This window comes from Streptomyces chartreusis NRRL 3882, assembly GCF_900236475.1.
GTDB classification, from domain to species: domain Bacteria; phylum Actinomycetota; class Actinomycetes; order Streptomycetales; family Streptomycetaceae; genus Streptomyces; species Streptomyces chartreusis_D.
The window spans coordinates 5,270,324-5,284,265 of record NZ_LT963352.1 but is presented as its reverse complement, the minus strand read 5'-3'; the positions used below and the strand labels follow the sequence as shown (position 1 = coordinate 5,284,265).

Here is a 13,942-nt window from a genome sequence, read left to right as displayed (position 1 = left end):
ATCATCGCCCGGCGATGGTCGCCCCGGGTGCCGGGCCCGACGCCGTACGTACCGTCCGGCACGTCCCGGACGCCAGCAGGGCCTGCCCCACCGCGGCGGCCGACTCCGGGTCGCGGACCAGGAACGCGGTGGTCGGGCCGGAGCCCGAGACGAGAGCCGCGAGGGCACCGGCGGCGCGACCGGTGGCCAGGGTGCCGGCGAGTTCCGGGAAGAGGGAGAGGGCGGCGGGCTGGAGGTCGTTGGAGACGGCGGCGGCGAGCGCGTCCGGGTCACCCTTCGCCAGGGCGGCGAGGAGTTCCTGAGAGGCGACGGGCTCGGGGATGTCCGTGCCCTCGCCGAGCCGGTCGAACTCCCGGAACACAGCCGGGGTGGACAGGCCGCGGCCGGCCATCGCGAACACCCAGTGGAAGGTGCCGCCGACCTCCAGGGGCGTCAGCTGCTCGCCCCGCCCGATGCCCAGCGCCGCCCCGCCGACCAGGCTGAAGGGCACGTCGCTGCCCAACTCGGCGCAGATGTCGAGCAGTTCGTCCCGGGAGGCGCCGGTCTCCCACAGCGCCTCACAGGCGACCAGCGCGCCGGCGCCGTCCGCGCTGCCGCCCGCCATGCCGCCGGCGACGGGGATGTCCTTGGCGATGTGGATGTGGACGTCGGGCGTCCGGCCGTACCGCTCGGCGAGCGCTTCGGCCGCCCGCGCGGCCAGGTTCGTACGGTCCAGGGGGACCTGGCCGGCGTCCGGGCCCTCGCAGGTGAGGCGGAGCTCGTCGGCCGGGGTGACGGTGACCTCGTCGTAGAGGCCGACCGCGAGGAAGACGTTGGCCAGGGGGTGGAAGCCGTCGGGGCGGGCGGCGCCGACCGCCAGCTGGACGTTGACCTTGGCGGGGACCCGGACCGTGACGCTCACGCGGACTCCTCCTGATGCTGGCTCTGCTTGTGCTCGGCGATCCGCGCGAACTCCTCCACGGTCAGCGACTCGCCCCGCGCCTGCGGTGAGACCCCGGCGGCGACGAGGGCCGCCTCCGCGGCGGCGGCGGACCCGGCCCAGCCGGCGAGCGCGGCCCGCAGCGTCTTGCGGCGCTGGGCGAAGGCGGCGTCGACGACGGCGAACACCTCGCGCCTCGATGCCGTCGTCTTCAGCGGCTCGGCCCGGCGGACGAGGGAGACCAGGCCGCTGTCGACGTTGGGCGCCGGCCAGAAGACGTTCCGCCCGATGGCGCCGGCCCGCTTGACCTCGGCGTACCAGTTGGCCTTGACCGACGGGACGCCGTACACCTTCGAGCCGGGCGGGGCGGCGAGGCGGTCGGCGACCTCCGACTGGACCATGACCAGGGTGCGTTCGATGCTCGGGAAGGTGTCGAGCATGTGCAGCAGCACCGGGACGGCCACGTTGTAGGGGAGGTTGGCGACCAGCGCGGTGGGGGCGGGGCCGGGCAGCTCCGTGACGTGCATCGCGTCGGAGTGGACGAGGGCGAAGCGGTCGGCGCGGTCGGGCATGCGGGCCGTGATGGTCGCGGGCAGGGCGGCGGCGAGCACGTCGTCTATCTCGACGGCCGTGACGCGGTCGGCGACCTCCAGCAGAGCGAGCGTCAGTGACCCGAGGCCCGGGCCCACCTCGACGACCACGTCGTCGGGGTGGACCTGTGCGGTGCGGACGATGCGGCGGACGGTGTTCGCGTCGATCACGAAGTTCTGGCCGCGCTGTTTGGTGGGGCGTACGCCGAGGGCTGTCGCGAGTTCGCGGACGTCGGCGGGGCCCAGGAGGGCGTCGGGGGTGGGGCTGGTCACGGGGACAAGGGTACGGGGGGTTTGCGGGGGCGGGTTTCGTGGTCGCTCGGCGTGGGGGCCGCAGCTGAGTCACCCGTGCAGGCGCCCCCCGCAGTGCGGCCACGGGCTCGCCCCCCGCCGTACGTACAGTTTCTTCGCGCGGTACGTCTGTTCCGCCGCCGGGGCGTCCTGGGGGCGGCCCTTGCCGCCGAGGGCCTGCCAGGTGTGGGTGTCGAACTGGTACAGGCCGCCGTAGGTGCCCGAGGAGTCGACCGCGTCGGGGCGGCCGCCGGACTCGCAGGCCGCGAGGCCCTGCCAGTCGAGGTGGTCGGCGCCCTGCACGGACGCCGGTAGCGGCTTGGTGCCGACCTTCACCAGCTGCGGGCGCGGTTCGCGCACCACCTCGGATCTGATCCGGCGCGGCTTCTGCTTGACCCCGTTGACGGTGCGCAGGGAGTAGGTGACCCGGCGCAGGCCGGGCCGGCCCACCTCCTCGACGACCTCCGTGCCGCGGAACAGGGTGGGGTCGTCGGTCCGCCGCACCTGGAACGGGATCGGCTCCTCGCGGACCTCCTTGCCGCCGGTGATCCGCAGCACCGTGACGGTCTGCCCGTCGCGCGGGAAGCTCCCCTGGGGGACCGACGTGGTGTCCTGGCCGCGCAGGGTGATCCCGGCCTCCTCGACGGCCTCCCGCACGGTCGCCGCGTTGGTGCGGACGGTGCGGGCCCGGCCGTCCGCCATGATCGTGACCATGCGCTCGGTCCGCACGTCCAGTGCGAGCCCTTCCCGCCCGATGCGCCGGGAGCGCGAGGTGGACACGTACGCGCCCTCCTGTCGTACCCCCAGCTGCCGGAGCGCCCCCGCCACGGTGTGTGCCGTCGTCCACACCTCACGCCGCTGTCCGTCGAGGGTGAGCCGCACGGGGCGGCCGTAGTGCACGGCGACCTCGTCGCCGCTGGTGATCTCCGTGCCGGGGCCGGGTGCCACCACGTCGTGGGCGCCGAGGTCGACGCCCTCGTCCGCCAGCAGCTCGGTGACGTCGTCGGCGAAGGTGTGCAGCGTGCGGACCTTTCCGTCGACGTTCAGCTCGATCGCCTTGTCCTTGGCGACGAACGCCGTGGTGCCGCCCGCCAGGAAGGCGACGACCAGGGCCTGCGGGAGCAGCCGCCGCATGGAACCGTCGCCCGGCCGCTCGACGTACCGCGCCTTGCGCCGGCGCGGGGACCGCCGGTGCGAGCCGGTGCGCGTCGCGGCGCGGGCTTCGGCGCGGGCTTGTGCGCGCGAGGTGCGCGCGCCCGTCGCGGGTGGTGCCGGATCACCGTCGCGGATGCCCTGCCGGGGCAGTCCGGGCAGGGGCGGGACCTCGTAGGCGGGCCGGTAGGTGTCCTGGTAGCCGACGGGAGCCAGGGGCGTCGTCCCGTACACCAGCGTCTCGGCGCTGTGCAGAGCGGCGGGCGGCGCGTCGAAACGGCCGTACACCGGATCCGCGTAGGCCGGGCCGTATGTCTCGTACGCCTCGTACGCCTCGTAGGTCTCGTACTGGGAGTTGCTCACGCCGACACGCTCCAGGGGCCGGAGGGGGTCCAGAGGGGTCCGGATCGGGCCCCCAGAACCTAGCGGAGCGGCCGTCACTCTCCAAAGCGACGCGACTACGCACAGTCGTACGGTGAGGCCGGCGGCAAGGTCAGTAGCCGAAGGCGCGCGCCGTGTTCTCCGCGAGAGCCGTCGCCAGCGTGTCCTCGTCGATGCCGCGCACCTCGGCCATGGCCTGCACCGTGATCGGCACCAGGTACGGGGCGTTGGGCCGCCCGCGGTACGGCACCGGTGTGAGGAACGGCGCGTCCGTCTCCACCAGCAGCAGCTCCAGCGGGGCCACCGCCACCGCGTCCCGCAGGTTCTGGGCGTTCTTGAAGGTGACGTTGCCGGCGAAGGACATGAAGTAGCCCGCGCTCGCGCAGATCTCCGCCATCTCGGCGTCGCCGGAGTAGCAGTGGAAGACGGTCCGCTCGGGGGCGCCCTCCTCCTTCAGGACGCGCAGGACGTCGGCGTGGGCGTCGCGGTCGTGGATGACCAGGGCCTTGCCGTGCCGCTTCGCGATCTCGATGTGGGCGCGGAAGGACCTCTCCTGCGCCTCCTTGCCCTCCGGCCCGGTGCGGAAGTAGTCGAGGCCCGTCTCACCGACGCCCTTGACCTGCTCCAGCGCGGCCAGCCGGTCGATCTCGGCGAGCGCGTCGTCCAGGGCGGCCCGGCCGCCGGGCTCGCGCGCGCCCTGCCGCGACCAGCCGTCGGGGTCGCCGTGGACGATCCGGGGCGCCTCGTTCGGGTGCAGGGCGACCGTCGCGTGGACGGCGTCGTACGCCGCCGCCGTCTCGGCCGCCCAGCGGGAGCCGTTGAGGTCGCAGCCGACCTGCACGACGGTCGTCACTCCGACCGACGCCGCCTTCGCCAGCGCCTCCTCGACCGTGCCGGACTGCATGTCCAGATGGGTGTGGGAGTCGGCGACCGGCACCCGGAGGGGGTCCGGGAGCGGGGGCGCGGCGTGCTTGCCGGAGTCGTTCGAAGGCATGCCCCGATCCTACGAAAGGGGTACGCCCTCCCCGATGGGGGAGGACCGGGGAGGGCGTTGACAAGGGGAGCCGGACGGGTCAGCTCGCCTTGCGCTGGAAGGGGTGCAGCAGGTCCGACAGGTGCCAGTGGTGGTGCTCGCTCTTCTCCTGCTCACCCGTGCCCGCGGCCTCGGCGTCCGCCGCCGGGGCCTGAACGGGGCCGGCCTGCGGCGGCACGCGGTGGGGCCGGTGCGCCGCGTTGCGCGCCGACTCGACCCGCCCGGGCCGCATGATCCGCACGACGTGTCCGTCGCAGTTCTGGCACGTGGGCTTGCTCAACGGGGAGGGCACGACCTGGCCGTCCGCCACGTAGAGGACGAACTCGTGCCCTGCGGCGTCCGTGTGGTGCTCTATCTCGTACGACTGCTCCCAGCCGTACCCGCAGCGCATGCACGCGAAGGAGTACGACTCGTTGACGACAGCGTTCGCACCGGCGCGGAGCCCGGTCTGCCCTGTGATCTCGCTCATGCCAGCTCCTGTTCCGCTGTGGCGTGAGGACGATTCCGCCCCCGCACCCAGTGGACTCCTCAGCCGGACCGATGGCAGCAGACCTGTCGACTATTGGCGCCGATTTGGGCGTTCCTTGCCCCTGACCCTCGTCACCTTTGCCCACCCATGGGGCGCACGCTCAAACGACATGCGCCCTGCTCAGAGGGGGTTTGTATCCAACCCAGGGGCGCGGGGAACTGCGCGCCCAACCACACACAACCCGCACCCCGCAAAACACTCCAGCCCCCCCGCCCCGAACCCGGTTACCCCGCGGCGTTCTTCGCGGCAACCACGGCATCGAACACAACCCTCTTCGGCACCCCGGCCTCGACCGCCACCGCGGCAATGGCCTCCTTGCGCCGCTCCCCCGCCTCCTCCCGCACCCGGACCCGCCGGACCAGTTCCTCCGGCCCGATCTCCTCAGGCCCCTTCTCGGGCGCCCCCTCCACCACGACGGTGATCTCCCCGCGCACGCCCTCGGCCGCCCACGCGGCGAGCTCCTCCAGCCCGCCCCGCCGGACCTCCTCGTACGTCTTGGTCAGCTCCCGGCACACCGCGGCCCGCCGCTCGGCCCCGAACACCTCGGCCATCGCCGCGAGCGTGTCGTCGAGCCGGTGCGGAGCCTCGAAGTAGACGAGGGTGCGCCGCTCCCCGGCCACCTCCCGCAGCCGCCCCAGTCGCTCCCCCGCCTTACGCGGCAGGAAGCCCTCGAAGCAGAACCGGTCGACGGGCAGCCCCGACAGTGCGAGCGCGGTGAGCACGGCGGACGGCCCGGGCACGGCGGTGACCCGGACGTCCCGCTCCACGGCGGCGGCGACCAGCCGGTACCCGGGGTCCGACACCGACGGCATCCCGGCGTCCGTGACGAGCAGCACACGCGCCCCGCCCACCAGTTCCTCGACCAGTTCCGGCGTCCGCGCGGACTCGTTGCCCTCGAAGTACGACACCACCCGCCCCTTGGGCGTGACGCCGAGCGCCTGGGTCAGCCGCCGCAGCCGCCGCGTGTCCTCGGCGGCGACGACATCGGCTCCGGCCAGTTCCTCGGCGAGCCGGGGCGGGGCGTCCGCGATGTCGCCGATGGGGGTGCCTGCGAGTACGAGGGTTCCGGTCACGCCCTCCATCCTCCCAGGGGCCGGGGACGCACACGCCTCCCAGGGGCGGAGGATGGGGACGCATACCGGCCATGCACGGGACTCACACAGCACGGTTCCCTACGATGGCGCGGTGACCAGTACCGCGTCCTCCACGGACACCCGGCAGGGCCAGGCGCCGCACGAGCAGCGGCCGTCCTGGCAGCAGCGGCTGCGCCGCTTCGGCTACCAGCAGCCACGAAGCGACGCCGGTGACGTCCGTGACCGGCTGGTGCCGCCGTACACCGAGCCCGGCCCGCGCCTGTGGGCCGCGCTCGGCATCCCGCACACGCTCGCGGGGCGGCTGGTGCGCTGGTCGGGCTGGATCGGCCCGCTGCTCGTCACGCTGCTCGCGGGCGTGCTGCGGTTCTGGAACCTGGGCAACCCCAAGGCGGTGATATTCGACGAGACGTACTACGCCAAGGACGCGTGGGCGCTCGTCCACCGCGGTTTCGAGGTCAACTGGGACAAGAACGCCAACGACCTGGTCCTCTCGTCCGGCGGGCACGTCACCATCCCGACGGACGCGGCGTACGTCGTGCACCCGCCGGTCGGCAAGTACGTCATCGGGCTGGGCGAGCTGCTGTTCGGTTTCGACCCGTTCGGCTGGCGGTTCATGACGGCGCTGCTCGGCACGCTGTCGGTGCTGCTGCTGTGCCGGATCGGCCGCCGGCTGTTCCGCTCCACCTTCCTCGGGTGCCTGGCGGGCGCGCTGATGGCGGTGGACGGCCTGCACTTCGTGATGAGCCGCACGGCGCTGCTCGACGGCGTGCTGATGTTCTTCGTGCTGGCCGCGTTCGGCTGTCTGCTCATCGACCGGGACCGGGCCCGCGGGAAACTCGCCGCGGCGCTCCCGGTGGACGCCGACGGCCGGGTCCGGCCCGACCGGCACGTCGCCGAGACGGCCCGTCTGGGCTGGCGCCCCTGGCGCTGGGCGGCCGGCCTGATGCTGGGCCTGGCCTTCGCCACGAAGTGGAACGGCCTCTACATCCTGGCCGCGTTCTGCCTGATGACGGTCCTGTGGGACGTCGGCTCGCGCCGGGTGGCCGGCGCCCGGCACCCGTACGCGACGGTGTTCAGGCGGGACACGGGCCTGGCGTTCCTCGCCACGGTCCCGGTCGCGATCGGCACCTACCTGCTGTCCTGGACCGGCTGGATCCTCTCCGCCACCGACGGTTCGGGCGGCTACTTCCGCAACTGGGCCGCGACCGACGGCAAGGGCGGCAACTGGACCTTCCTGCCCGACTGGCTGCGCAGCCTGTGGCACTACGAGCACCAGGTGTACGAGTTCCACGTCGGCCTGTCCTCGCCGCACACCTACCAGTCCAACCCGTGGAGCTGGCTGGTCCTCGGCCGCCCGGTGTCGTACTTCTACGAGTCCCCCGCGCCCGGCAAGGACGGCTGCCCCGCGGACGCCGGCGAGAAGTGCGCCCGCGAAGTCCTGGCGCTCGGCACCCCGCTGCTGTGGTGGGTCGCCTGCTTCGCGGTCCTGTACGTGCTGTGGCGCTGGCTGCTGCGCCGCGACTGGCGCGCGGGCGCCATCGCCTGCGGCATCGCGGCCGGCTACCTGCCCTGGTTCATGTACCAGGAGCGCACGATCTTCTTCTTCTACGCCATCGTCTTCCTGCCGTTCCTGTGCCTGGCGGTGGCCATGCTCCTCGGCGCGGTCATCGGCCCACCCCGCTCCACCGACACCCGCCGCGTCGTCGGCGCGACGGCCGCGGGCGTCCTCGTCCTGCTGATCACGTGGAACTTCATCTATTTCTGGCCGCTGTACACGGGCACCGCCATTCCCATCGACGACTGGCGGGCGCGGATGTGGCTGGACACCTGGGTCTGACTGCCCTTGTCTCACCGATGAGCGTTCCTGAAAGGACGGGGCCTGGTGTCGTCTTCGAAGCGGGTCACGCCGGTCACGGGCTTGCGGCTGCCGATCTGCCGTACCTGCGGTGTGCAGTACGGAGCACCGCGCGATGACTGCCCGATCTGCCTGGACGAGCGGCAGTACGTCGGCTGGGAGGGGCAGCAGTGGACCACACTGGCCGACCTGCGCGCCGACGGCCGTCGCGGGCAGCTCGACGAGGAGGGGCCCGGTGTGCTGGGAGTCGGTGCGGCTCCGTCGGTGGGGGTGGGCCAGCGTGCGCTGCTGATCCGCTCGGAGTCCGGCAACGTGCTGTGGGACTGCGTGGGCTACCTCGACGACGATCTCGCCGCCGGGATCGAGGAGTCGGGCGGGATCAGCGCGATCGCCGTCAGCCATCCGCACTTCTACGGCGTGATGACCGAGTGGGGCCGGGTCTTCGACGCTCCGGTGTACGTCCATGCCGCGGACCGTGACTGGGTCGGGCGGCCCGATCCGGTCATCGAGTACTGGACGGGCGACACGCACCCGATCGCGCCCGGCATGACACTGATCAACGCCGGCACGCACTTCGCCGGGGGCACGGTGCTGCACTGGGCGGACGACCCGGAGGGGCGGGGCGCGCTGTTCAGCGGGGACATCTTCATGGTGGTGATGGACCGGCGCTGGGTCAGCTTCATGTACAGCATCCCCAACTTCATTCCGGAGCGGCCGAGCACCATCCGCCGCGCGCTCGCGCTGGTCGAGCCCTTCGCCTTCGAGCGCGTCTACGGGGCGTTCTGGAAGCGCGTGGTCAGCGCCGACGGCGCCGCAGCGGTCCGGCGTTCCGCGGAGCGGTACCTGCGCTTCGTGCTGGAGGACGACGCGTGACGGTGCCGGGGCGGAGCCGGGCGACGCCGGATCCCGGCGTGATCTACGTTCGGTCAAAAATCGAAACGCCCGTGTCGGCAGTAACCGCTTGCGCATAGAGTGCTCCCGGATCGAGCTTTCTGAACACGTTCAAAGGAGCGTGTGAAGCTCAACGGGGAGGGGACCGCCTCATGGGCAAGGGGGTCAAGGCCGCCGTCATAGGCGGCGTGTTCGCGGTGATGGTGGGCGGGGCCGGGTACGGGGCCTACAACATCGTGAGCGCGCTGAACGGTGACGGGGGCGGCACGAGCGGGGTGGCCACGGAGAAGAAGTCGGGGCCGCCCGGCGAGGACGAGGTCAAGGAGACCACGGCCAAGTTCTTCGCGGCCTGGGAGGAGGGCTCGGCCGCGACAGCGGCGTCGTACACGAACAACGACGCGGCCGCCGAGCAGCTGCTGACCGCCTTCGGGGACGACGCCCACATCACCGACGTGAAGATCACGCCGGGCACGGCGACCGGCACCACCGTGCCCTACACGGTGAAGGCGAAGGTGGCCTACGACGGGAAGTCGAAGCCGCTGAGCTACAGCAGCAAGCTGACGGTCGTGCGCGGCCTCACCAGCGGGCGGGCGCTGGTCGACTGGCAGCCGTCCGTCGTGCACCCCCAGTTGAAGAAGGACGACACCCTCGTCACGGAGCAGTCGGCCAACCCGCCCATCGAGGCGGTCGGCCGTGACGGCTCCGAGCTGACGAAGGAGAAGTACCCCTCCCTCGGCCCGGTCCTGGACGCCCTGCGCGACAAGTACGGGGAGCAGGCCGGCGGCACCCCCGGCATCGAGCTGGTCGTCCGGCACGACGGCGACGGTGCTCCAGACACCCCGCTGCTGACCCTCGCCGAGGGCAAGCCCCGCAAGCTCACCACCACGATCAGCCCGAGCGCGCAGGCGGCGGCCGAGAAGGCGGTCAAGCGGTTCGCCCAGTCCTCGGTGGTGGCCGTCCAGCCGAGCACCGGTGAGGTGCTGGCCGTGGCGAACAACCGTACGGACGGCTTCAACGCGGCCTTCGAGGGCCGGGCGGCACCCGGCTCCACCATGAAGATCATCACTGCCGCGATGCTCATCGACAACGGCGTGACCTCGATGAACGGCCCGGCACCCTGCCCGCCCACGGCGACGTGGCAGAGCCAGACCTTCAACAACCTGAAGGGCATGAAGCCCAACGAGAACGCCACCCTCGCCAACAGCTTCATGCGGTCCTGCAACACCGCCTTCATCAAGCTCATCGACGAGAAGCCGCTCACGGACGCCTCGCTGACCCAGGAGGCCGAGCGGCACTTCGGGCTCGGGCAGGACAACTGGAAGACCGGCATCGTCTCGTTCGACGGCAGCGTCCCCGCGGTCAGCGGCCCGGACCGGGCGGCCGGTGCCATCGGGCAGGGCCAGGTCCAGATGAGCCCGCTGAACATGGCCTCGGTGACCGCGACCGCGATGACCGGCACCTTCCGCCAGCCCTATCTCGTCTCGCCGAAGCTGGACGACCGTGAGCTGGCCCGGGCCGAGGGTCTGAAGGCGAGCACCGCCGCCCAGCTGAAGCAGATGATGCGGCTCACCGCCACCCAGGGCACCGCCATGGAGGCCATGCGGGGACTCGGCGGCGACATCGGCGCCAAGACCGGTTCCGCCGAGGTCGACGGCAACGCCAAGTCCAACAGCTGGTTCACCGGGTTCCGGGGCGACGTCGCGGCGGCGGCCATGACCGAGGAGGGCGGCCACGGCGGCGACGCGGCCGGGCCGATTGTCGCAGCCGTGCTACGAACGGGTGGCTGATCTCACCTCCACGGAACGGGACTCTAGGGTGGGGGCCGTCGTTGGGACAGCCGAGGGCAACGGGGACCCTGGGGATTCGTGGAGGAACGAACAGCAGTGGGCAACAGAAGGCGCGTCGCCGAGCGACGGAAGACGAGGCCCGCCGTGATCGGCGGGATGATCGCCGTGGTCGTGGGCGGCGCCGGGTTCGGCGCCTACGCCCTGTACGGCGGCGGCGCGGCGGCCGACGACGGCACCCGGGCGGCCTCCGCCGACCAGAAGCCCAAGGTGAAGACCGGGCCCCTGTCGGCGACCGAGGTCACCACCACCGCCCGGGCCTTCCTCACCGCCTGGCAGTCGGGGAAGGTCGCCGAGGCCGCCGCGGCCACCGACGACTCGGCGGCGGCCACCTCCCTGCTCACCGGCTACACCAAGGACGCCCGCATCAAGGACGTCACCCTCACCCCGGGCACGCCCACGGGTGACGAGGTGCCGTTCTCCGTCAAGGCCACGGTGTCGTACAAGAACACCGACAAGCCGCTGGCGTACGACAGCGCGCTGACCGTCGTCCGCCGCACGAGCGACGGCAAGCCGCTGGTCGACTGGCACGCGGCGGTCGTCCACCCCGACCTGAAGGACGGCGACAGGCTGGTCACCGGCGAGGCGGGCACGCCCCCGGTCAAGGCGCTCGACCGGGACGGCGGCGAACTGACCAAGGAGAAGTACGCCTCGCTCGGCCCGGTCCTGGACGGGCTGCGCGAGAAGTACGGCAAGGAGGCCGGCGGCAAGGCCGGCATCGAGCTGCGGGTCGTGCGCGGGAAGTCGGCCAAGTCGGACGACCTGTCCGACAAGACCCTGCTGGAGCTGAGCAAGGGCACGCCGGGCACGGTGAAGACCACGCTGGACCCGGCCCTCCAGGCGGCGGCCGAGAAGCAGGTCGCGAAGAAGGCCCGGTCGTCGGTGGCCGTGGTGCGGGTGTCGACCGGCGAGATCCTGGCCGCCGCCAACGCCTCGCCCGGCTTCAACACCGCCTTCCAGGGCTCCCTCGCCCCCGGCTCCACGATGAAGGTCATCACCTCGTCGCTGCTGATCGAGAAGGGCCTGGCCTCGGCGGACAAGAAGCACCCGTGCCCGAAGTACTTCACGTACGGGCACTGGAAGTTCCAGAACGACGACAAGTTCGAGATCAAGGACGGCACGTTCAAGGCGAGCTTCGCCCGCTCCTGCAACACGGCCTTCATCAGCCAGGCGCCGAAGCTGAAGGACGACGACCTGACCAAGCAGGCCCAGCAGGTCTTCGGCCTGGGGATGAACAACTGGGCGATCGGTGTGCCGTCCTTCGACGGCGCGGTGCCCGTGCAGTCGGCGGCCCAGATGGCCGCCTCGCTGATCGGGCAGGGCGGCGTCCGGATGAACCCGCTGAACATGGCGTCGGTGTCGGCGACGGTCAAGTCCGGCACCTTCCGCCAGCCGTACCTGGTCTCCCCGGACGTGGACGGCCGCAAGCTCGCGACGGCCTCGCGCACGATGTCGGCCGGCACGCTGTCCCAGCTGCGTGAGCTGATGTCCTACACGGCGGCGTACGGCACGGCCGCGGAGGCGATGGCCGGGGTGAGCGGCGACGTCGGCGCGAAGACCGGGTCCGCCGAGGTCGACGGCCAGAAGAAGCCGAACGGCTGGTTCACCGCCTACCGGGGCGACCTGGCGGCGGCGGGTGTGGTCCAGCAGGGCGGGCACGGTGGTTCGACGGCCGGCCCGATCGTGGCGGCGCTGCTGAAGATGGGCGGCTGAGCCTCAGGGCTCGAAGCCCGGGCCCCGGCTCAGTGCGTGACCGGTTCCGCGGCGGCCGTGTACGTCCGCCGCAGGAACCGCAGCAGCGCCTGCCGCTCGAACTGCACCACCGACACGCCCTGAGCGGAGTGGAACTCCACGACGGCCTGCACCCGCCCGCACGGCCACACGCGTACCTCACCGCTGCCCGTGGGGGCCCGCAGCCCCTCCTCCAGCAGCCGGCGGTCGAAGGTCCACTCGCGCGCTCCGGCACCCGGCAGTGTGATGCGCACCGACCGGGGATCCCGGTCGGGGTCGTACCGCAGCCTGACCGGAATCGCCTCCAGCTCATCGACCAGCGGGACGGCCGCGTCCGTGACGATGTGAGCTCGCGCGTACTGCTCGACTACGGACATCGGACGGCCCCTTCACCGTGCGCCACCTGTGCGGAGACTGTGTGTCCACTCCCTCTCCAATGTCGCATATTTTCCGGATTGCGCTTCCGGAGGCCGGAGATATCGCACGTGAGGTAAAACGAGCATCACGCTCTTGCAAATCGTTCGCATCAAGCCACATCATCGAACGGTGCATGTACCCGACGGATTCATCAACGCGCCCACCTCCGCCGCCACCGGTGTGATCGCCGCGGGCGCCATCGCCGTGAGCCTGCGCGGTGCGCGCCGGGAACTCGACGAGCGCACCGCGCCGCTGGCCGGACTCGTCGCGGCGTTCATCTTCGCCGTGCAGATGCTGAACTTCCCCGTCGCGGCGGGGACCAGCGGCCATCTGCTCGGCGGTGCGCTGGCGGCGATACTCGTGGGCCCCTACACAGGGGTCCTGTGCGTCTCCGTCGTCCTGCTCATGCAGGGCATCCTCTTCGCGGACGGCGGTCTGACCGCGCTCGGCGTGAACATCACCAACATGGCGATCGTCACCACGGTCGTCGCCTACGCCCTCTTCCGCGGCCTGGTGAAGCTGCTGCCCCGCACCCGCCGGTCGGTCACCGTGGCCTCGTTCGTCGCCGCCCTGGTCTCCGTCCCGGCCGCCGCCCTGGCCTTCACGCTGATGTACGCGATCGGCGGCACCACCGACGTGTCGATCGGCAAGGTCGCCACCGCCATGATCGGCGTGCACGTCCTGATCGGCATCGGCGAGGCCGTGATCACCGCGCTGACCGTCGGCGCGGTGATCGCCGTACGCCCGGACCTGGTGTACGGGGCGCGCGGCCTCACCCAGAAGCTCAAGCTGCGGGTGAACGGCGAGCTGGTAGACGCCCCCGGCGTCGAGCCCGAGCCCGTGGCCGTGCGGACCTCGCACCGCACGGTGTGGGCCGCCGGTCTGGTCGCCTCCCTGGTCCTGGCCGGATTCGTCAGCTTCTACGCCTCCGCCGACCCCGACGGTCTGGAGAAGGTCGCCGCCGATCACGGCATCGACAGGAAGACCGAGGAGCACGCCGTCGCGGACTCCCCGCTCGCCGACTACGGCGTCAAGGACGTCTCCGACGCCCGCCTGTCCGGGGGGCTGGCGGGGGTCATCGGCGTGGGTGTCACGGTCGTCGCGGGCAGCGCGGTCTTCTGGGCCGTCCGCCGCCGCCGTGACGCCGACGCCTCCCCGTCGAACACGTCGGGCGCCACGGACACGTCGGGCTCGACGAGCACCACGAGCGTCTGA

12 protein-coding genes are annotated in these 13,942 nt (G+C 72.0%); 5 read left to right on the top strand and 7 right to left on the bottom strand.

Annotated elements, in window-relative coordinates; all coding sequences use genetic code 11:
* Position 1 precedes the first annotated feature (1 nt).
* The 6 genes from SCNRRL3882_RS23995 to rsmI form a co-directional block, all read right to left on the bottom strand.
* A complete protein-coding gene (locus SCNRRL3882_RS23995; protein WP_010035260.1) occupies positions 2-901 on the bottom strand; it encodes a 4-(cytidine 5'-diphospho)-2-C-methyl-D-erythritol kinase in 900 nt (299 codons plus the stop codon).
* Entirely contained in the window at positions 898-1,782 is an 885-nt protein-coding gene (gene rsmA / locus SCNRRL3882_RS23990) for a 16S rRNA (adenine(1518)-N(6)/adenine(1519)-N(6))-dimethyltransferase RsmA (RefSeq protein WP_010035261.1), read from the bottom strand. Before rsmA ends, SCNRRL3882_RS23995 begins: the two co-directional genes overlap by 4 nt.
* A gap of 69 nt (positions 1,783-1,851) precedes the next feature.
* Positions 1,852-3,315, bottom strand: a complete 1,464-nt coding sequence (locus SCNRRL3882_RS23985) for a resuscitation-promoting factor (protein WP_010035262.1) — start codon at positions 3,313-3,315, stop codon at positions 1,852-1,854.
* A gap of 130 nt (positions 3,316-3,445) precedes the next feature.
* A complete protein-coding gene (locus SCNRRL3882_RS23980) occupies positions 3,446-4,327 on the bottom strand; it encodes a TatD family hydrolase (protein WP_010035263.1) in 882 nt (293 codons plus the stop codon).
* Positions 4,328-4,406: 79 nt separating this feature from the next.
* Positions 4,407-4,835: a hypothetical protein gene (locus SCNRRL3882_RS23975; RefSeq protein ID WP_010035264.1), complete on the bottom strand. Its 429-nt coding sequence runs from the start codon at positions 4,833-4,835 to the stop codon at positions 4,407-4,409.
* A 284-nt stretch (positions 4,836-5,119) separates the two neighbouring features.
* Entirely contained in the window at positions 5,120-5,968 is an 849-nt protein-coding gene (rsmI, locus tag SCNRRL3882_RS23970; RefSeq protein ID WP_010035273.1) for a 16S rRNA (cytidine(1402)-2'-O)-methyltransferase, read from the bottom strand.
* Between the two features lie 112 nt (positions 5,969-6,080).
* Here rsmI and SCNRRL3882_RS23965 point away from each other — a divergent pair, with 112 nt between their 5' ends.
* From SCNRRL3882_RS23965 to SCNRRL3882_RS23950, 4 genes are all read left to right on the top strand, one after another.
* Positions 6,081-7,826 (top strand): dolichyl-phosphate-mannose--protein mannosyltransferase, encoded by a 1,746-nt coding sequence (locus SCNRRL3882_RS23965; RefSeq protein ID WP_010035275.1) that lies wholly within the window; start codon positions 6,081-6,083, stop codon positions 7,824-7,826.
* A gap of 45 nt (positions 7,827-7,871) precedes the next feature.
* Positions 7,872-8,717 carry a hypothetical protein gene (locus tag SCNRRL3882_RS23960; protein ID WP_010035277.1) on the top strand — a complete coding sequence of 282 codons (846 nt, stop codon included), beginning with the start codon at positions 7,872-7,874 and terminating at the stop codon, positions 8,715-8,717.
* Positions 8,718-8,887: 170 nt separating this feature from the next.
* The gene (locus SCNRRL3882_RS23955; RefSeq protein ID WP_010035278.1) at positions 8,888-10,522 is read left to right on the top strand and encodes a penicillin-binding transpeptidase domain-containing protein; all 1,635 of its coding nucleotides are present in this window, start codon (positions 8,888-8,890) and stop codon (positions 10,520-10,522) included.
* A gap of 96 nt (positions 10,523-10,618) precedes the next feature.
* Positions 10,619-12,292, top strand: a complete 1,674-nt coding sequence (locus SCNRRL3882_RS23950; RefSeq protein ID WP_029180849.1) for a penicillin-binding transpeptidase domain-containing protein — start codon at positions 10,619-10,621, stop codon at positions 12,290-12,292.
* Between the two features lie 29 nt (positions 12,293-12,321).
* Here the strand turns inward: SCNRRL3882_RS23950 and SCNRRL3882_RS23945 are convergent, their stop codons facing one another.
* On the bottom strand, positions 12,322-12,687 hold the full coding sequence (locus tag SCNRRL3882_RS23945) for an SsgA family sporulation/cell division regulator (RefSeq protein WP_010035284.1): 366 nt from the start codon (positions 12,685-12,687) through the stop codon (positions 12,322-12,324).
* 169 nt (positions 12,688-12,856) lie between these two features.
* Here SCNRRL3882_RS23945 and SCNRRL3882_RS23940 point away from each other — a divergent pair, with 169 nt between their 5' ends.
* Positions 12,857-13,942 carry an energy-coupling factor ABC transporter permease gene (locus tag SCNRRL3882_RS23940; RefSeq protein WP_010035286.1) on the top strand — a complete coding sequence of 362 codons (1,086 nt, stop codon included), beginning with the start codon at positions 12,857-12,859 and terminating at the stop codon, positions 13,940-13,942.